Annotated in this window: 22 protein-coding genes, 1 tRNA gene and 1 pseudogene; 7 read left to right on the top strand and 17 right to left on the bottom strand. The window is 71.1% G+C overall.

Annotated features, from left to right (window positions below; translation table 11 throughout):
* Nucleotides 1-20: 20 nt before the first annotated feature.
* The gene (locus ACWEV0_RS07935) at nucleotides 21-1,661 is read right to left on the bottom strand and encodes an MDR family MFS transporter (RefSeq protein WP_453147454.1); all 1,641 of its coding nucleotides are present in this window, start codon (nucleotides 1,659-1,661) and stop codon (nucleotides 21-23) included.
* Between the two features lie 58 nt (nucleotides 1,662-1,719).
* Nucleotides 1,720-2,160 (bottom strand): MarR family winged helix-turn-helix transcriptional regulator, encoded by a 441-nt coding sequence (locus ACWEV0_RS07930; RefSeq protein ID WP_453147452.1) that lies wholly within the window; start codon nucleotides 2,158-2,160, stop codon nucleotides 1,720-1,722.
* Nucleotides 2,161-2,341: 181 nt separating this feature from the next.
* Here ACWEV0_RS07930 and ACWEV0_RS07925 point away from each other — a divergent pair, with 181 nt between their 5' ends.
* Nucleotides 2,342-2,587 (top strand): hypothetical protein, encoded by a 246-nt coding sequence (locus tag ACWEV0_RS07925; protein WP_453147450.1) that lies wholly within the window; start codon nucleotides 2,342-2,344, stop codon nucleotides 2,585-2,587.
* 104 nt (nucleotides 2,588-2,691) lie between these two features.
* Here the strand turns inward: ACWEV0_RS07925 and ACWEV0_RS07920 are convergent, their stop codons facing one another.
* Entirely contained in the window at nucleotides 2,692-2,925 is a 234-nt protein-coding gene (locus tag ACWEV0_RS07920) for a hypothetical protein (RefSeq protein WP_453147448.1), read from the bottom strand.
* 144 nt (nucleotides 2,926-3,069) lie between these two features.
* The gene (locus ACWEV0_RS07915; RefSeq protein WP_453147446.1) at nucleotides 3,070-3,648 is read right to left on the bottom strand and encodes a TetR/AcrR family transcriptional regulator; all 579 of its coding nucleotides are present in this window, start codon (nucleotides 3,646-3,648) and stop codon (nucleotides 3,070-3,072) included.
* Between the two features lie 89 nt (nucleotides 3,649-3,737).
* Between ACWEV0_RS07915 and ACWEV0_RS07910 the strand changes: the two genes are divergently transcribed.
* Together ACWEV0_RS07910 and ACWEV0_RS07905 are read left to right on the top strand one after the other, a co-directional pair.
* The gene (locus ACWEV0_RS07910; protein WP_453147444.1) at nucleotides 3,738-4,184 is read left to right on the top strand and encodes an anthrone oxygenase family protein; all 447 of its coding nucleotides are present in this window, start codon (nucleotides 3,738-3,740) and stop codon (nucleotides 4,182-4,184) included.
* A gap of 115 nt (nucleotides 4,185-4,299) precedes the next feature.
* Nucleotides 4,300-4,641, top strand: a complete 342-nt coding sequence (locus tag ACWEV0_RS07905; protein WP_453147442.1) for a DoxX family protein — start codon at nucleotides 4,300-4,302, stop codon at nucleotides 4,639-4,641.
* Nucleotides 4,642-4,647: 6 nt separating this feature from the next.
* Here the strand turns inward: ACWEV0_RS07905 and ACWEV0_RS07900 are convergent.
* Together ACWEV0_RS07900 and ACWEV0_RS07895 are read right to left on the bottom strand one after the other, a co-directional pair.
* Nucleotides 4,648-4,746 (bottom strand): annotated as a pseudogene (locus tag ACWEV0_RS07900) (DUF397 domain-containing protein); the annotation flags it as partial.
* Nucleotides 4,721-5,617: a helix-turn-helix domain-containing protein gene (locus ACWEV0_RS07895; RefSeq protein ID WP_453147486.1), complete on the bottom strand. Its 897-nt coding sequence runs from the start codon at nucleotides 5,615-5,617 to the stop codon at nucleotides 4,721-4,723. The gene ACWEV0_RS07895 and the pseudogene ACWEV0_RS07900, both read right to left, overlap by 26 nt.
* 177 nt (nucleotides 5,618-5,794) lie before the next feature.
* Here ACWEV0_RS07895 and ACWEV0_RS07890 point away from each other — a divergent pair, with 177 nt between their 5' ends.
* The 3 genes from ACWEV0_RS07890 to ACWEV0_RS07880 are packed head-to-tail and all read left to right on the top strand — an operon-like array spanning nucleotide 5,795 to nucleotide 7,632.
* Nucleotides 5,795-6,166: a hypothetical protein gene (locus ACWEV0_RS07890; RefSeq protein ID WP_453147440.1), complete on the top strand. Its 372-nt coding sequence runs from the start codon at nucleotides 5,795-5,797 to the stop codon at nucleotides 6,164-6,166.
* A 54-nt stretch (nucleotides 6,167-6,220) separates the two neighbouring features.
* The gene (locus tag ACWEV0_RS07885; RefSeq protein ID WP_453147439.1) at nucleotides 6,221-6,790 is read left to right on the top strand and encodes a TetR/AcrR family transcriptional regulator; all 570 of its coding nucleotides are present in this window, start codon (nucleotides 6,221-6,223) and stop codon (nucleotides 6,788-6,790) included.
* Nucleotides 6,787-7,632 (top strand): alpha/beta fold hydrolase, encoded by an 846-nt coding sequence (locus tag ACWEV0_RS07880; protein WP_453147437.1) that lies wholly within the window; start codon nucleotides 6,787-6,789, stop codon nucleotides 7,630-7,632. Before ACWEV0_RS07885 ends, ACWEV0_RS07880 begins: the two co-directional genes overlap by 4 nt.
* Here the strand turns inward: ACWEV0_RS07880 and ACWEV0_RS07875 are convergent.
* From ACWEV0_RS07875 to ACWEV0_RS07835, 9 genes are all read right to left on the bottom strand, one after another.
* Nucleotides 7,613-8,365 (bottom strand): hypothetical protein, encoded by a 753-nt coding sequence (locus ACWEV0_RS07875; RefSeq protein WP_453147436.1) that lies wholly within the window; start codon nucleotides 8,363-8,365, stop codon nucleotides 7,613-7,615. The genes ACWEV0_RS07880 and ACWEV0_RS07875 overlap by 20 nt on opposite strands.
* 60 nt (nucleotides 8,366-8,425) lie before the next feature.
* Nucleotides 8,426-9,376: an RNA polymerase sigma factor SigF gene (locus ACWEV0_RS07870; protein ID WP_453147434.1), complete on the bottom strand. Its 951-nt coding sequence runs from the start codon at nucleotides 9,374-9,376 to the stop codon at nucleotides 8,426-8,428.
* Nucleotides 9,377-9,611: 235 nt separating this feature from the next.
* The gene (locus tag ACWEV0_RS07865; RefSeq protein WP_453147485.1) at nucleotides 9,612-10,424 is read right to left on the bottom strand and encodes an RNA polymerase sigma factor SigF; all 813 of its coding nucleotides are present in this window, start codon (nucleotides 10,422-10,424) and stop codon (nucleotides 9,612-9,614) included.
* Nucleotides 10,425-10,763: 339 nt separating this feature from the next.
* On the bottom strand, nucleotides 10,764-11,063 hold the full coding sequence (locus tag ACWEV0_RS07860) for a Dabb family protein (RefSeq protein ID WP_451609736.1): 300 nt from the start codon (nucleotides 11,061-11,063) through the stop codon (nucleotides 10,764-10,766).
* A gap of 9 nt (nucleotides 11,064-11,072) precedes the next feature.
* A complete protein-coding gene (locus tag ACWEV0_RS07855; protein ID WP_389210533.1) occupies nucleotides 11,073-11,237 on the bottom strand; it encodes a hypothetical protein in 165 nt (54 codons plus the stop codon).
* 416 nt (nucleotides 11,238-11,653) lie between these two features.
* Nucleotides 11,654-11,738: transfer RNA gene (locus tag ACWEV0_RS07850), tRNA-Ser, on the bottom strand.
* Nucleotides 11,739-11,849: 111 nt separating this feature from the next.
* A complete protein-coding gene (gene tadA / locus ACWEV0_RS07845; protein ID WP_453147483.1) occupies nucleotides 11,850-12,278 on the bottom strand; it encodes a tRNA adenosine(34) deaminase TadA in 429 nt (142 codons plus the stop codon).
* 113 nt (nucleotides 12,279-12,391) lie between these two features.
* Nucleotides 12,392-12,931: a tRNA adenosine deaminase-associated protein gene (locus tag ACWEV0_RS07840; RefSeq protein ID WP_453147432.1), complete on the bottom strand. Its 540-nt coding sequence runs from the start codon at nucleotides 12,929-12,931 to the stop codon at nucleotides 12,392-12,394.
* 213 nt (nucleotides 12,932-13,144) lie between these two features.
* Nucleotides 13,145-13,351, bottom strand: a complete 207-nt coding sequence (locus ACWEV0_RS07835) for a hypothetical protein (protein ID WP_453147430.1) — start codon at nucleotides 13,349-13,351, stop codon at nucleotides 13,145-13,147.
* A gap of 101 nt (nucleotides 13,352-13,452) precedes the next feature.
* Here ACWEV0_RS07835 and upp point away from each other — a divergent pair, with 101 nt between their 5' ends.
* Nucleotides 13,453-14,088 carry a uracil phosphoribosyltransferase gene (gene upp / locus ACWEV0_RS07830; protein ID WP_389210526.1) on the top strand — a complete coding sequence of 212 codons (636 nt, stop codon included), beginning with the start codon at nucleotides 13,453-13,455 and terminating at the stop codon, nucleotides 14,086-14,088.
* Between the two features lie 40 nt (nucleotides 14,089-14,128).
* On the opposite strand, the gene ACWEV0_RS07825 is transcribed toward upp, so the two are convergent.
* Both ACWEV0_RS07825 and ACWEV0_RS07820 read right to left on the bottom strand, forming a co-directional pair.
* The gene (locus ACWEV0_RS07825; RefSeq protein ID WP_453147428.1) at nucleotides 14,129-14,764 is read right to left on the bottom strand and encodes a LytR C-terminal domain-containing protein; all 636 of its coding nucleotides are present in this window, start codon (nucleotides 14,762-14,764) and stop codon (nucleotides 14,129-14,131) included.
* A 135-nt stretch (nucleotides 14,765-14,899) separates the two neighbouring features.
* The gene (locus tag ACWEV0_RS07820) at nucleotides 14,900-15,196 is read right to left on the bottom strand and encodes a type II toxin-antitoxin system VapB family antitoxin (RefSeq protein WP_003949502.1); all 297 of its coding nucleotides are present in this window, start codon (nucleotides 15,194-15,196) and stop codon (nucleotides 14,900-14,902) included.
* Between the last annotated feature and the right edge of the window lie 37 nt (nucleotides 15,197-15,233).

The raw sequence follows: 15,233 nt of genomic DNA, 5'->3' as shown, positions 1-15,233 counted from the left end.
AAGCGCGGCCGGGAGTCTTTTTACTTGGTGGCCTTGGCGGCCTTGCCGGCCTTGGCGTCCGCCTTCACGGCGGCGTCGGCCTTGACCGTCGCGCTCGCGTTGCTCTTGAGCGCGACCTCCTTGATGAACAGCGTCACCAGGAAGGCCAGCAGCGCGAACGGCGCCGCGTAGAGGAAGACGTCGCCGACGCCGTGCCCGTACGCGCTCTCCATGACCGTGCGGATCGGGGCGGGCAGCTTGTCCAGGTCCGGGATGCCGCCACCGCCGCCGCCCTGGCCCAGGGCCGCCGCGGCCTTCGGGCCGAGCTCGGTCAGGCCGTCCTTGACGTAGCCGGTGACCCGGTGGGCCATGAGCGCGCCGAGCGCCGAGACACCGACCGCACCGCCGAGCGAGCGGAAGAAGGTGACGACGGAGGAGGCGACGCCGAGGTCGGACGGGGCGACCTGGTTCTGCGTGCAGAGGACCAGGTTCTGCATCATCATGCCGAGGCCGAGGCCGAGGAGCGCCATGAAGAGCGCGATGTGCCAGTACGGGGTGTCGTAGCGCAGGGTGCCGAGCAGGCCCAGGCCGGCGGTGGCGAGGGCGCCGCCGCTGATCAGCCACGCCTTCCAGCGGCCGGTCTTGGTGATGATCTGGCCGGAGACGGTGGAGGAGACGAACAGGCCGCCGATCATCGGGATGGTCAGCACGCCGGACATCGTCGGCGACTCGCCGCGGGCCAGCTGGAAGTACTGGCTGAAGAAGACCGTGCCGGCGAACATCGCGACGCCCACGAAGAGCGAGGCGAGCGAGGCCAGGGTGATGGTGCGGTTGCGGAACAGGCGCAGCGGGATGATCGGCTCGCTCGCCTTGGACTCCACCAGCACGAAGACCGCGCCGAGCAGGACCGAACCGCCGACCATGGCGGCCGTCTGCCAGGACATCCAGTCGTACTTGTCGCCGGCGAAGGTGACCCAGACGAGGAGCAGGGAGACGGCGGCGCTGATGAAGAAGGCGCCGGCCCAGTCGACCTTGACGTCGCGCTTCACGACCGGGAGCTTCAGGGTCTTCTGCAGCACGATCAGGGCGATGACGGCGAAGGGCACGCCGACGTAGAAGCACCAGCGCCAGCCGAGCCAGTCGGTGTCGGTGATGACGCCGCCGAGCAGCGGGCCGCCGACGGTGGCCACGGCGAAGGTGGCGCCGAGGTAGCCGCTGTAACGGCCGCGCTCACGCGGGGCGATCATGGCGGCCAGGATGATCTGGGAGAGGGCGGTCAGACCGCCGACGCCGATGCCCTGGACGACGCGGCAGGCGATGAGCATGCCGGTGTTCTGGGAGAGACCGGCGACGATCGAGCCCGTGACGTAGATGACCAGGGCTATCTGGACCAGCAGCTTCTTGGAGAAGAGGTCGGCGAGCTTGCCCCAGAGCGGGGTGGTCGCGGTCATCGCCAGGAGGGCGGCGGTGACGACCCAGGTGTAGGCGGACTGGCCGCCGCCGAGGTCGCTGATGATCTGCGGGAGGGCGTTGGAGACGATCGTCGAGGACAGGATGGCGACGAACATGCCGAGCAGGAGCCCGGAGAGCGCCTCCATGATCTGCCGGTGCGTCATCGGGGCGGCGCCGGATCCGTCGGTCCGGCCTTCCGTGGCACCCGTGGCAGGTGCGGTGGTAGCCATGAATTTCCTTTACGTGTGCGGTGAAGTCTCGGACCGTGAGGTCCCGGGCCGGGAGGGCTCAGGCGTGGGCCCGGCAGTCCCCGAAGGAGTCGCGGAGGCGGCCGAGCAGGGTGGTGAGCAGTTCGACGTCGTCGTCGGACCAGTCGGCCAGGTGGTGGGCGAACATGGCGGTCAGCCGGGCGTCGAGCTCGGCCAGCTTGTCCTCGCCCGCGGGGGTGAGGCGCAGGATGCGGGAGCGCTTGTCGGCGGGGTCGGGCAGGCGCTCGACCCAGCCGCGCTCGGCGGTGTGGGCGACGTGCCGGCTGCTGACCGACATGTCGACGGCCATCAGCTCGGAGACGCGGCTCATCCGCATGTCCCCGTGGTGGTGGAGCAGGGCCATGACGATGGCGGAGCCGCCGGGGCAGTCGGCGGGCAGGGAGCGCGCCATGCCGCGCTTGACCGCGCCGATGGCGCTCACCTGGCGGGCGAGGGCCTCGTACCGGCTCTGCCTGTCCATCGGAACACCTCTCCATCTTGTTGCTTAGGGCAACCATAGATATGGATGGTTGCTTCAGGCAAACTAAATCGGTCAAAGCGACCTAAAGAATCGGCAAAGCGCGGAGGGGAGGTGTGGGTACGGGGCGGGGTGGGCGACCGCGGCTTGGGGCGGCGGCGGCGACTTCGCTAGGGTCCGGGCCATGGCACACAACCCCCAAGCACCGTACGGCCAGGGCGGTCAGGCCCCCGAGGGCTCCTACGACCCCGCCGGCAGCACCCAGATGTTCCGCGCCTTCGTCGACGAGGGCACCACTCCGCAGCGCACGGGCGGCACCGGCCACTCCGCCGCGACCACCCACTCCGCCGGCCCCCGCGTCGGCCTGATCGTCGGCATCGTCGTCGCGATCGCGGTCCTCGCGGGCGTGGCATGGCTGGCGCTGGGCTGACGTTCTGTACTGACCTTCTGCACGTGTACTGACGGCGAAGGGCTCGGCAGACACGTCGGGGCCGGTGCCACGGGATGTGGCACCGGCCCCGAGGGTGCGCTCGTTCAGCCGCCGAGCGGCAGGCCGCCCAGGCCGCCGAGGCCGGACGTCGCCAGGCCGCCGAGACCCGACGTCGTCGGGCCGTTGGCGCCGGGCGCCTTGGCGGAGTGGTTGGCGAGGCCGCCGAGGCCGTCCGTCAGCTGACCCAGCGGCAGTGGCGCGGCGCTCGCGGCGGGGGCGGCGGCAGCGGCGACGGCGAGGGTGCCGATGACAGCGGCGGCGACCTTCATCTTCTTCATGGGGAACAACCTTTCTCGGCAACGCGCGGTCGCCCGGGGGTCGGTACGCCGTGCCTAACGACCGGGTCACGGCCTGGAAACCCCCCATCGGGGGTGACCGGCGGGGCCGGGGCCTCGGCCGCGCGCCCCCCCCGGGACGGCGCGTCAGAGAACGGCGAGCCGGTCCACCAGCAGCTCCACCCTCAGCTCGGTGTACTCCGCCGGCTGCCGTCCCGCCCGGGCCAGAGTGGCCAGCCCGTGCAGGGCCGCCCAGAACGTCTCGGTGAACACACCCGGATGGACGCCCTCCCCGGTGACCTCGCCCAGGCATTCAAGGAGGGCGGCGAAGGCGTCCTTCAGCGGCTCCGGGGTGTCCTCCTGTGCGAACGCCAGGCCGCCGTCGAGCTGGAACATGGCGTCGTAGACCGCCGGATTGCGCTCGGCGAAGTCGAGGTACGCGCGGGCGAGCGCGGCGACCCGGGCGCGCGGCCCGTCCGCGGCCGAGGTCGCGGCCCGCAGCGCGACGGCCAGCTCGGCGGCACCCTCAAGGGCGACGGCCCCGATGATCTCGCGCTTGCCGCGGAAGTGGCTGTAGAGGACGGGCTGGCTGTACTCGATGCGCTCGGCCAGCCGCCGGGTGGTGACCGCGTCCCAGCCCTGCTGCTCGGCGAGTTCGCGGGCCGCCGCCACGATGAGGCGCTCGCGGTCCGCCCGTTCACGCTGCTTGCGTTCCTGTACCGACATACCTCGATGCTAGCACTGCTAGACAATCGAGCGGCAGCAGTACTAGCGTTGCCTCATCAGCTAGCAACGCTAGATCCCAGGGGGTCGTCATGCTCAACGCACTTCAGGTCTTCACCACCGTGGTCGTCGGCCTGATGGTGGGGGTGGAGTTCTCCGTCGCCTTCGTCATGAACCGGATCTTCGACGCGCTCCCCGAGGACAGCGACCAGATCGCCCGCGCCCACGGGGGTCGCATGCTCGGCGCCCTGATGCCGTTCTGGTACATCGGCTCGCTCGTCCTGAGCGCGGTGTGGGCCGTCGCCGGATGGCACGACCACGGCGCCGGCCTCGTCGTCACCGCCGGCGGGCTGCTGATCCTGAGCGTGCTCATGTCGCTGCTCGTGCTCGTCCCCATCAACAACCGGGGCAAGACGTGGACCCCCGAGAACCGGCCGGAGGACTGGAAGGAGCAGATGAACCGCTGGGACCGCTGGCACTACGCCCGCGTCGCCGTCATCGTCGCCGCCTTCGCCCTTCTCGTCACCGCCCTCGTCTGAGCCCCGCGAAGGCTTCCAAAAAAAGTCGGCGGCGCGGTCACACGTACGTCGCACGCGGTGTCAGTGCAGTGCGAGCGCGGGAAACGCCCGCCGCCGCACGAGCGAGGAGCCCGAGATGTCCACCACCGCCACCGTCGTCACCGCCGTCGCCGCCTTCATGGCCGGTTTCTCCGGTGTCTCGATCTTCGTCCGCGCCAAGTTCGTCGTCGAGCCGCTCGCCGAGTACGGGGTCCCGCGCTCGATCTGGAACCTGCTGGGCGCCCTGAAGCTGGCGGGCGCGGTCGGCCTCCTGGTCGGCTACGTGGTTCCGGCGATCGGGATCGCCGCCGCGATCGGTCTGGTCCTCTACTTCGCAGGCGCGGTCATCACGGTCGCCCGCGCCCGCGCGTACGGCCACATCCCGTTCCCGCTGATCTACATGGCCCCGGCCGTCGCGGTGCTGGCCCTGGCGGCGTGAAGGGTCTTACAGGCCCCGGACGAACGAGTCCCAGGCCGCCCGCCCGAAGACGACAGCAGGGCCCTCAGGGGCCTTGCTGTCACGTACGGGGACGAGGCCGGGGAATCCGGGGGCGACTTCGAGGCAGTTGCCGCCGTTGTCTCCGCTGTAGCTGCTCTTGATCCAGATCGCCGCGCTCAGATCGTGCTGTTCCATGGTGCCCGTACCCTTCCATCAAGTCGCTGATCATCGCGGCGGATTCGCGGGCTGACAGAGCGTCGGCCCTCAGCCCATGATAGGTCCGGGCATGCCGCGCCAGAGCGGCTGGATCGTCGGTGAAGTAACCGCTGTCGAGCGATTCCGAGTAGCTCCACTCGTGCCCGTCGGGCAGCCTGATCAGCGACATCGACGTGTTGGGACGATGTAGTTCCGCGTCGTGGGCCGGTGCCACCTGGACGAAGACGTTGGGGAGCCTGCCGACGTGCAGCAGGTGGGCGCACTGGGTGCGCATGACATCGGCGCCGCCGATCACCGTCCGCAGGCAGCTCTCGTCAAGTACGACCGTGTACAGCGGGCCGTCCTCCGACAGGAAGCGCTGCTGGCGGCTCAGCCTCGCACGTAGGCGCTCCTCCAGGTCCTCCCCGCTCGTGACGCGGGCGAACAGGGCGTGCGCGTACTCCGGGGCCTGGAGCAGGCCGGGCACGACGCCGACTTGGTACTCGTGCAGGGTCACCGCCTCCGCGTCCATCTCCGCCCGGCGCTCGAACCAGTCCGGATGTTGCACCTCCGGATACCAGTCGATCCGCCCCCACAGCCTGAGTAACACCCCGCCCGTCCCCAGCACCTCGTCGCACGCCTTCGCGAACGTGTCCGTCGGCACCCGTTTCGCCGCCTCCACCCGGGCCACGAGCGACCGGTCGCAGTGCAGCTGGCGTGCCAGCGCCTCCTGGGTCAGGCCCGCTGACTCCCGGTAGTGACGGAGGAGTTCGCCGAACATCTCCGCCGTCGTGGCGGCCTCCGCGCCCGCCCTCGCGCTCCTCTGGCTCACACCGGCCCCCCTCGTGACAGCGGCCCTTGGCACGCGTCGAGCGTTGTGGCCGCACCTCCCATTGAGCAACGCTTGGGGCACGGAGAGTAATCGCCCGATCGGGTGAGGTGGGAGAGGAGCGGTGAGATGGCATGCATGGGCCCGGAGCGCGGGGACTTCCTGTACGACCCGGTGGCGCGGAAGGTCGGCGAGTACCGGGGGCAGGCCGGGCCGTACGCCATGCTGCGGCCCATGGGTGGCGGGCGCGAGTGGCAGGCGGATCCGGGGCGGGTGCGGCCGGCCACGCGGGACGAGCGGATCACGGCCGGGGTGCGGGCCGTCAACGAACGGGCGAGTGCGGCGTACGAGTTGATCCGGCCGCCCGCGCCCGTGCCGGACTGTGCCGACTGCACCGAACTCGCCGCCTCCCGTGCCGCCGCCCGGGCCCGGTTCGACTGGAGTGCCGAGACCGACGCCAACGTCCTCTTGCGACGCCATCAGGCTGACATCCATTCCTAGGGATGTTAGGTTGATGCCTAGGAGTCCTAGGTATCAAGCAGTAAGGGGGGCGGTATGGTCCGCGCCGGAATCACCGTCGACCGCCTCGTCCAGGCCGCCGCCGAGCTCGCCGACGAGTCCGGCCTGGAGAAGGTCACCGTCTCCGCGCTCGCCCGGCGCTTCGGGGTGAAGGACGCGAGTCTGTACTCGCACATCAAGAACCTCCGTGACCTGCGCGTCCGCCTCGCCCTCCTTGCCTCCGGCGAGATGAACGAGGCCATCGGAGCGGCCGTCGCCGGCCGTTCCGGCAGGGACGCGCTGGTCGCCTTCGCCGACGCGTACCGCGACTACGCGCTCGCGCACCCCGGCCGTTACGCCGCCACCCAGCAGCGGATCGAGCTGGACGAGGTCTCCGACACCGCCGTCTTCCAGCGGGCCGTCGAGCTGACGCAGGGCATGCTTCGCGGCTACGGCCTCGCCGAGCCCGAACTGACCGACGCCGGGCGGCTGCTCCGCGCCACCTTCCACGGATACATCCACATCGAACTGAGCGGCGGCTTCGCGCACCCGCGCCCCGTCGCCGCCTCCTGGGCGCGCTCGCTCGACGCCCTCCACGACCTGCTCGACAACTGGGGGAAAGCATGAACGTCGGAACGGTGAAGGTGCCGGGCGCCACCCTGCGCTACGAGGCGCGCGGCAGCGGGCCCGTGCTGCTCCTGATTCCCGGCGGGGCCGGGGACGCCGGACTGTTCGAGGGGATGGCGGACCTGCTCGCCGCCGCCGGGTACACGGTGGTCTCGTACGACCAGCGCGGGCTCTCCCGCAGCCCGCTCGACGGGCCGCTCGCCGACCAGCGGGTCGCCGAGTGGCGCGAGGACGCCCTCGCGGTCCTCGACGAAGTGAGCCCTCACGAGCCCGCGTACGTCTTCGGCAGCAGTTCCGGCGCCATCGTCGCCCTCGATCTGCTCGCCGCCCATGCGGGCCGGCTGCGCCGGGTGGTCGCCCACGAGCCGCCGCTGGTGGAGCTGCTCGCCGACCCGGCTCCGTACCGCGACCACTTCGCCGAGGTACGGGAGCTGCACCGCACCCAGGGGCTCGGGCCGGCGATGGCCCGGTTCGCCGAGACGCCCGACGGCCGGAAGCCGGCGCGGCAGGACCGGCAGACCGAACTCCCGCCGTCCGTCCGGCCGATGGCCTCCCGCATGGCGGCCAACATGCCCGTCTTCCTGGAGCACGTCCTCTGCCCCTTCTCCTCCTCCGACCCGGACCTCGACGGCCTGGCCGCCCCCGCAGTCGCCGGCAGGCTGGTCCTCGGCCTCGGCCGGGACAGCGGCGGTCAGGAGGCGCTGGTCGGTCCGGCCCGGCGGATCGCCGAGCTGACCGGGGCCGCGACGGTGGAGTTCCCGGGCGGGCACGTGGGGTGCGTCGAGCACCCGGAGGAGTTCGCGAAGCAGCTCCTCGACGTGCTCACTGCCACACGGCCGTGACCTCGCGGGTGTCGACCCGCATGCCGAGCGGCACCCGCCAGGATTCCACGCAGACCGTGTACGTACGGGTCTTCGCCGCCCCGCCCGCGATCGGCGCGGGCAGCGGCTGGCTCGACTTCACGGTCGCCCAGTCGATGCCGAGCGCGCCGATCACGTGCGTGGCGAAGGTGACCGCGCCCGAACGGGCGGCCGTGCCACCGGTGTTGCGGAAGGTGACGGTCACGTTCTCGCACCAGCGCGTGTCGGTGTCGCCGAGCACGGGTGCGGAGAGGGTGAGCGCGGCGGGGGTCGGAGGACTCGTCGAGGGCGCCGCGGTCGGGGTCGGGGACGGTGCGTGCGTCGCCGGCGGGGGAGTCGTCGTCGCTGATGTGGCCGGCGCCCCCGGGGTACGCGGCGGGGCGGTCGGCGTGGCCCGTACGGGTGGCGGAGCGGTCGCCCTCGGGGCCGTACCGCCCGGACCCGCTAGCCCCGGAGCCGTACCGCTCGGAGCCGTACCGCCGGGGCCAGGCGGCCGGGGGGACGGGGAGGACGTGCTCGACGTGAGGTCCGGACCCGTCGGGTCCAGGGGTACCAGCGTCACCGCGCCCGACGGCTTCACCGCGCCCTGCGGGCCGCCCTGGCCCGTGCCCACGGCCGCGTAACCGTCGCCGTCGTCGCCCGCGCCGCACGCGGTCAGCGCTCCGCCGAGGCAGAGCGCGACCGCCGCGAGTCCGAGATGCTTCCTCTGGAGCATGGCGCCAGTGTGACTGACGGAGCATCAGCAAGGAAGCGGAACAGCGAACTTCGCCGAAGCTCAGTCCGCGATCAGGCCCTCGCGCAGCTGGGCCAGCGTCCGCGTCAGCAGTCGCGACACGTGCATCTGCGAGATGCCGACCTCCTCGCCGATCTGCGACTGGGTCATGTTCGCGAAGAACCGCAGCATGATGATCTGCCGCTCACGGGGCGGGAGTTTGGCGAGCAGCGGCTTGAGCGACTCGCGGTACTCGACGCCCTCCAGGGCCGCGTCCTCGTAGCCGAGTCGGTCGGCGAGCGAGCCCTCGCCGCCGTCGTCCTCGGGGGAGGGCGAGTCGAGGGAGGAGGCGGTGTACGCGTTCCCGACGGCGAGGCCGTCGACGACGTCCTCCTCCGACACCCCGAGCACGGCGGCGAGTTCGGGCACGGTCGGGGAGCGGTCGAGCTTCTGCGCGAGCTCGTCGCTGGCCTTGGTGAGCGCGAGGCGCAGCTCCTGGAGGCGACGCGGGACGCGGACGGACCACGAGGTGTCGCGGAAGAAGCGCTTGATCTCACCGACGACGGTCGGCATCGCGAACGTCGGGAACTCCACGCCGCGTTCGCAGTCGAAGCGGTCGATCGCCTTGATCAGGCCGATGGTGCCGACCTGGACGATGTCCTCCATCGGCTCGTTGCGGGAGCGGAAGCGGGCGGCCGCGTAGCGCACGAGGGGGAGGTTGAGCTCGATGAGGGTGTCGCGGACGTAGGTGCGCTCCGGGCTGTCCTCGGCGGCGCCCGTCTCGTCGAGGGCGCGCAGGCGCAGGAACAGGGAGCGGGAGAGGGTGCGGGTGTCGATGGCCCCGGGCGTCACGAGCGCCGGCGGGGCGGCGACGAGGGTCTCGTCGTGCTCCGCCGTCACGGCGCTGTCCGTCGCGGTCTCGGTGTGCTCCGCAGCGGTCGGCGCCGTCGTCTGCGCGGGCAGGGGAACGGGCGTGAGCGTGAGCACCTTCGAGCTGCCCTGTTCTGCGGACATGCCACCCCCTTGAGGTCGCGGACGATCGTGGCGGCCACGACCGTCTGAGGAACGCAGCCTCCACCTGAATACCGGCGGCAGGGCCGCGGCAAACGCGCTTCCAGCAGAATGTCACATGTCGGCAACACGCTGTAGTGACTTGTCGACACAGCGGGGTCGAATATCCGCAGGAAACAAGGGGTGTAAGGCATTTGAGGGGCCGTCGGACTACTCCGGAACGGTCTACCCGTTCCGGTTACGCCTCGATCCGATTTGCGGATCTCAATCGGGCGAAGCTCCGGGCGAGGAGCCTTGACACGTGCATCTGCGAGACGCCCAGCTCCTGGCTGATCTGTGACTGCGTCAGGTTCGAGTAGTAACGCAGCATCAGGATCCGCTGTTCGCGCTCGGGCAGCTGGACGAGCAGGTGCCGTACGAGATCGCGGTGCTCGACGCCGGCGAGCGCGGGGTCCTCGTACCCGAGCCGGTCGAGCAGCCCGGGCAGCCCGTCGCCCTCCTGGGCCGCCTCCAGGGAGGTGGCGTGGTACGAGCGGCCGGCCTCGATGCAGGCGAGCACCTCGTCCTCGCCGATCTTCAGCCGTTCGGCGATCTCGGCGGTGGTGGGGGAGCGGCCGTGGGCCGTGGTGAGGTCCTCGGTGGCGCCGTTGACCTGCACCCACAGCTCGTGGAGGCGGCGGGGGACGTGGACCGTCCGGACGTTGTCGCGGAAGTAGCGCTTGATCTCGCCGACGACGGTCGGCATGGCGAAGGTCGGGAACTGCACGCCCCGGTCCGGGTCGAACCGGTCGATGGCGTTGATCAGGCCGATCGTGCCGACCTGGACCACGTCCTCCATCGGCTCGTTCCGGGAGCGGAAGCGGGCGGCGGCGTACCGCACGAGGGGCAGGTTGGCCTCGATGAGCGCGCCGCGCACCCGGTGGTGCTCGGCGGTGCCCGGCTCCAGGTTCTTGAGCTGCCCGAAGAGCACCTGGGTGAGGGCGCGGGTGTCGGCTCCGCGGGTGCTCTGGGGCCGGGGGCGGGGGGTGTCCAGGGGGCGGGGACCGTCCAGGGCCTGGGGGGTGTCCGGGGGACGGGGAGCGTCCGGAGGGCGGGGGGCGTCCACGGCTCGGGGGGTGTCCAGGGGCCGGGGGGTGTCCGGGGCCCCGGCCTCGTTCTGGGGCGGGACCTGAGGCGCTGTACTGGCCGGCACGTTCACGCCACCCCTTCACGTCAACGTCGTTAGCGTCAACTTCGGTCGACTCATCCGTCAAAAGCGGTCATAGCATCACAAGACATGTCCACTGTGTGCAAGCACCGCATAACGACGTGTTGGGTGTGGGGCGGGCGGGTAATAATTCGGGCCCTCCGTCGTGGTCGACGAAGGGCCCGGACAGGCGAAGGCGTAGGGTCAGCCTTCGATCTCGTAGTCGGCGATGACCCACGTGGAGAACTCGCGCCACTGGGCCACACCCGCCTGGTGAGCAGGGTGGTCCAGGTAGCGCTGAAGGGCGTCCTTGTCCGCGACGGCCGAGTTGATGGCGAAGTCGTACGCGATCGGCCGGTCGGTGATGTTCCAGTCGCACTCCCAGAACTTCAGCTCGGGGATCTGCGAGCCGAGGGCACGGAAGGCTTCGACGCCCGCGACGACGCGCGGCTCGTCACGCTGCACGCCGTCATTGAGCTTGAAGAGGACCAGATGGCGGATCACTGTCGTCTCCTAATTCACGAGCTCGGTCATGAACTGACCGACACCTTGAGCGGCGCTCGATATGCCTTCGAACCCTACCTGGACGAGTTCCGCCGCCCGGGCCGGGGACGTGATGATCGTGTACAGCACAAAGACCACGACCGCATAGAGCGCGATCTTCTTCGCCTGTGCCATCCGTCTGCCCCTCCCCGTGTCTCCCCTGTGTCCGCCCGTGGGCGGTCGCCGAGTCTAGCCGAGCGCCTTCTGACGGCACCTGATCGCACGTGACTCGCACCTGGCCCGCACCTGATCGATCCTTTATGGACCAAGGGCCCGGCGGTCGGGGCCTTTTGCCGATGCCCGGAAGGGTGGCGGAAGAGCAGGATGGATGTCGAGCCCGGCGGATCTGGCAGGAATCCGCGGGGCTGTGGAACCGGTCCTCACTGCGGGGTCCGCGCCGCGAGCTTCCCCCCTGACCGCGGCGCCGGATCGGCAGGACCGGTTCTCATCGGGGGGAGCGGCTTGTCCCCCCGATGCCGCTCCCCCCGTCCAACCGGCCCGCACATACGACGAAGGCCCGGTGTCATACGACACCGGGCCTTCAATCAGAGCGGTAGCGGAGGGATTTGAACCCTCGGTGAGTTTCCCCACACTCGCTTTCGAGGCGAGCTCCTTCGGCCGCTCGGACACGCTACCGAGAGAGAGCTTAGCCCAAAGGTGCCCCAGGACTGAAATCCATTGGTTCCCGCAGGTCAGAGCGGGGCCGGCGAGGGGTCGGAGAAGGGTTGGACAGGGGTCGGAGACGGGTCAGCGGTCGCGGAAGAAGCGGGTCAGCTGGGCCGAGCACTCCGCCTCCAGGACGCCCTGGATCACCTCGGGCCGGTGGTTGAGCCGCCGGTCCCGGACGAGGTCCCAGAGGGATCCGGTGGCGCCGGCCTTCTCGTCCCAGGCGCCGAACACCACCCGTTCGACCCGCGCCTGGACGAGCGCGCCCGCGCACATCACACAGGGCTCCAGGGTCACGACGAGCGTGCAGCCGGTCAGCCGCCACTCGCCGAGCGCCGCCGCGGCCCGGCGCAGCGCCAGCACCTCGGCGTGGGCGGTGGGGTCGCCGGTCGCCTCGCGCTCGTTGTGGCCGAGCGCGAGGACGCCGCCGTCGGGCGAGAGCACCACCGCGCCGACCGGCACGTCACCGGCCAGCGCGGCCTTGTCGGCCTCGTCGAGCGCGCGCCGCATGGGGTCGCGCCAGGGGTCCCGTACGGGATCGGGGCCGGCCTCCCGGGCGGCTCCCTCTTCCCGTACGGGATCGGGGACTCCGCCAGGGCCGGGTACGGGTACGGCGAGCGGCACTAGCGCACGGCCTCCAGGATCTCCCCGGCACCGATGGCGTCCGCGATCTCCCCGAGGGCGTCGCCGGTCTCCAGGCCGAGCAGGTCCCGCTCGGACATGCCGAGGTCGGCCAGCACCCGGCCCTCGCCGAGCGGACCGGCCGGCGCGATGGCGCCGTCGGTGTCGTCCGCGTCCGCGTCGGCCTCGACCGCCTCCGGCTCGCCGTCCTCGGTGCCGTCCAGGTCCAGCGCGTCCAGGTCGGTGTCGGCGCCGTCACGGTCCTTGCCGAGGAGTTCGCCGGTGAGGATCTCCCCGTACGAGGAGCGGGACGCGGCGGCGCCGTTCGACACGAAGACGCGCGGGTCGTCCTCGCCGTCGACCCGGACGATGCCGAACCACTCGTCCTCCTGCTCGATGAAGACGATCACCGTCTCGCCGTCGTCGGCCGCGGACTCGCGGGCCAGGTCGGCGAGGTCCGCCAGCGTTTCCACGTTGTCGAGCTCGATATCGCTCGCTTCCCACCCGTCTTCGGTGCGCGCGAGCAGTGCGGCGAAGTACACCTGACTCTCCCACTGATCAGAGGTGTGATGATCCGGCGGCGCGCTCCTGATGCCCCGCCCAATCGGCATCGTGACAGAAACCTCGCCCGTTGGAGAGGTCTTCGGCTCTTGCGTCGTGCATCAGTCTGAACGACGCCCGGATCGGGCGGGCGTGCGACCCCGGCGCACTGAGGGGGCGCACGGCCGGCGCCCCTTCCCACTGGTCACCGCCGTTCACCAGCGGAACGTCCGCATGCGCATCGCCTGCCGCATCCGTGCCGCCCGGGCGCGCCGCGGCTGGACGCGGTCGCGCAGCGCCTTGGCCTCGTTCAGCTCGCGCAGGAACTGCGCGCGGCGTCTGCGGCGCTCCGCGTCGGTCTCCCGGCGGGGCTCCTCCTCGGGAGCCTCGTCGCCCGGCTCGTGCCGTTCCAGGTCGGCCATAGGCCACACCACCCCATCAGCGGGTTCCCTGTGCCCCCACCTTCCCCCGCTCGCGAGGGTTGACGCCAGTTCCGGCCACCGTTCCCGGCTACTGTTGAGTCATGCGTCTCCATGTTGTTGACCACCCGCTGGTCGCCCACAAGCTCACCACCCTGCGCGACAAGCGCACGGACTCCGCCACCTTCCGCCGGCTCGCCGACGAGCTGGTCACGCTGCTCGCCTACGAGGCGACGAGGGACGTGCGCACCGAGCAGGTCGACATCGAGACCCCGGTGACGCCGACGACCGGCGTGAAGCTGTCGCACCCGCGGCCGCTCGTGGTCCCGATCCTGCGCGCCGGCCTCGGCATGCTGGACGGCATGGTGCGGCTGCTGCCGACGGCCGAGGTCGGCTTCCTCGGCATGATCCGCAACGAGGAGACGCTGGAGGCGTCGACCTACGCGACGCGGATGCCGGAGGACCTGTCCGGCCGCCAGGTGTACGTCCTGGACCCGATGCTGGCGACCGGCGGCACGCTCGTCGCGGCGATCCAGGAGCTGATCCGGCGCGGCGCCGACGACGTGACCGCGGTCGTGCTGCTCGCCGCCCCGGAGGGCGTCGAGGTCATGGAGCGCGAGCTCGCGGGCACGCCGGTGACCGTCGTGACGGCCTCGGTCGACGAGCGGCTCAACGAGCACGGCTACATCGTGCCGGGCCTGGGCGACGCGGGCGACCGGATGTACGGCAGCGCCGAGTAGTCGCCGGGCAGCCCGGGCCCGTGGCGGCCCCGGGCGGCAGCTAGCTCTTGCAGGGCGCGGCCGGCTTCGGCTTGTTGAGCGCGACCAGCGCCGCGTCCGCCGCCGCCTTCGGGTCGAGCTGCTTGAAGGCCGTACCGATGATCAGGTCGACGTCCGCCGTGGGGCGGGCGTCGACCTTTGTCGTTGCGCCCTTGAGCTGCGTGCCGACGACCGAGAAGGTGCCCTTGGTGGCGCCGGGCGCGCCGAGCAGCAGTCCGGTGCCGGGGACCTTCTTGTCGTACGCGGCGGGCGCGTTGCCGACCTTCCCGATGACGAAGCCGCGCTTCTTCAGCTCGTCCGCGGTCGCCTTCGCGAGCCCGCCGCGCGGGGTCGCGTTGTAGACGTTCACGGTGATCTGGGCCGGCTTGGGGAGGGCGGCGGCGCCGGGCTGCGCACTCGCCTTGGGGACGGGCTTGCAGTCGTTCTGCTTGCCGGCGGCCGTGGTGGTCTTCTCGTCGCCGCCGGAGAAGACGTCCACGAGCTGCAGCGTCCCCCAGCCGGCCGCGCCGAGCACGAGCACGGCGGCCGTAGCCCCGAGGACGATCCTGCGCCGGCGGTGGGGGCGGCGCATGCGCGGGTAGACGTCGCCCGTGATGCGGTACTTTCCGCCCATTCCGGGGGGAGTGAGCATGCTCATGAACGCAGCGTAATGCGACCCGCCGGGGATGCCTACTGGATGATCATGTGATCGCGTCCGGATGGGCGCGAAGAGACCCCGAAAGGATCAGCCGGAAGGCCCGGAGGGGCCTTCGGGGCTCAGTCCGGTTGGGCCTCAGTCCAGTTCGAGGACGCGCGCGTGCAGCACCTGGCGCTGCTGGAGCGCGGCGCGGACCGCGCGGTGCAGTCCGTCCTCCAGGTAGAGATCGCCGCGCCACTTCACGACGTGCGCGAAGAGGTCGCCGTAGAAGGTGGAGTCCTCGGCGAGCAGCGTCTCCAGGTCCAGCTGGCCCTTGGTGGTCACCAGCTGATCGAGGCGGACCGGGCGCGGTGCCACGTCCGCCCACTGCCGGGTGCTTTCCCGGCCGTGGTCGGGATACGGCCGGCCGTTTCCGATGCGCTTGAAGATCACACGGAAAGCCTACCGGGCAAGCGGCTCCCGGCGCAGC

The sequence above is a fragment of the Streptomyces sp. NPDC003943 genome (genome assembly GCF_053605265.1).
The sequence above is the reverse complement of the archived record's forward strand: the minus strand, read 5'-3'. Positions and strand labels throughout refer to the sequence as shown.

Coding starts and splice junctions, on each gene's coding strand:
- ACWEV0_RS07925 (WP_453147450.1), top strand. CDS start 2,342: ATGGCACACAACCCCCAAGCACCGTACGGCCAGGGCGGTCAGGCCCCC.
- ACWEV0_RS07825 (WP_453147428.1), bottom strand. CDS start 14,764: ATGAGCATGCTCACTCCCCCCGGAATGGGCGGAAAGTACCGCATCACG.
- ACWEV0_RS07905 (WP_453147442.1), top strand. CDS start 4,300: ATGTCCACCACCGCCACCGTCGTCACCGCCGTCGCCGCCTTCATGGCC.
- ACWEV0_RS07915 (WP_453147446.1), bottom strand. CDS start 3,648: ATGTCGGTACAGGAACGCAAGCAGCGTGAACGGGCGGACCGCGAGCGC.
- ACWEV0_RS07930 (WP_453147452.1), bottom strand. CDS start 2,160: ATGGACAGGCAGAGCCGGTACGAGGCCCTCGCCCGCCAGGTGAGCGCC.
- ACWEV0_RS07885 (WP_453147439.1), top strand. CDS start 6,221: ATGGTCCGCGCCGGAATCACCGTCGACCGCCTCGTCCAGGCCGCCGCC.
- tadA (WP_453147483.1), bottom strand. CDS start 12,278: ATGCGGCGCGCGCTCGACGAGGCCGACAAGGCCGCGCTGGCCGGTGAC.
- ACWEV0_RS07875 (WP_453147436.1), bottom strand. CDS start 8,365: ATGCTCCAGAGGAAGCATCTCGGACTCGCGGCGGTCGCGCTCTGCCTC.
- ACWEV0_RS07935 (WP_453147454.1), bottom strand. CDS start 1,661: ATGGCTACCACCGCACCTGCCACGGGTGCCACGGAAGGCCGGACCGAC.
- ACWEV0_RS07920 (WP_453147448.1), bottom strand. CDS start 2,925: ATGAAGAAGATGAAGGTCGCCGCCGCTGTCATCGGCACCCTCGCCGTC.
- ACWEV0_RS07855 (WP_389210533.1), bottom strand. CDS start 11,237: ATGGCACAGGCGAAGAAGATCGCGCTCTATGCGGTCGTGGTCTTTGTG.
- ACWEV0_RS07890 (WP_453147440.1), top strand. CDS start 5,795: ATGGCATGCATGGGCCCGGAGCGCGGGGACTTCCTGTACGACCCGGTG.
- ACWEV0_RS07910 (WP_453147444.1), top strand. CDS start 3,738: ATGCTCAACGCACTTCAGGTCTTCACCACCGTGGTCGTCGGCCTGATG.
- ACWEV0_RS07835 (WP_453147430.1), bottom strand. CDS start 13,351: ATGGCCGACCTGGAACGGCACGAGCCGGGCGACGAGGCTCCCGAGGAG.
- ACWEV0_RS07895 (WP_453147486.1), bottom strand. CDS start 5,617: ATGTTCGGCGAACTCCTCCGTCACTACCGGGAGTCAGCGGGCCTGACC.
- ACWEV0_RS07880 (WP_453147437.1), top strand. CDS start 6,787: ATGAACGTCGGAACGGTGAAGGTGCCGGGCGCCACCCTGCGCTACGAG.
- ACWEV0_RS07870 (WP_453147434.1), bottom strand. CDS start 9,376: ATGTCCGCAGAACAGGGCAGCTCGAAGGTGCTCACGCTCACGCCCGTT.
- upp (WP_389210526.1), top strand. CDS start 13,453: ATGCGTCTCCATGTTGTTGACCACCCGCTGGTCGCCCACAAGCTCACC.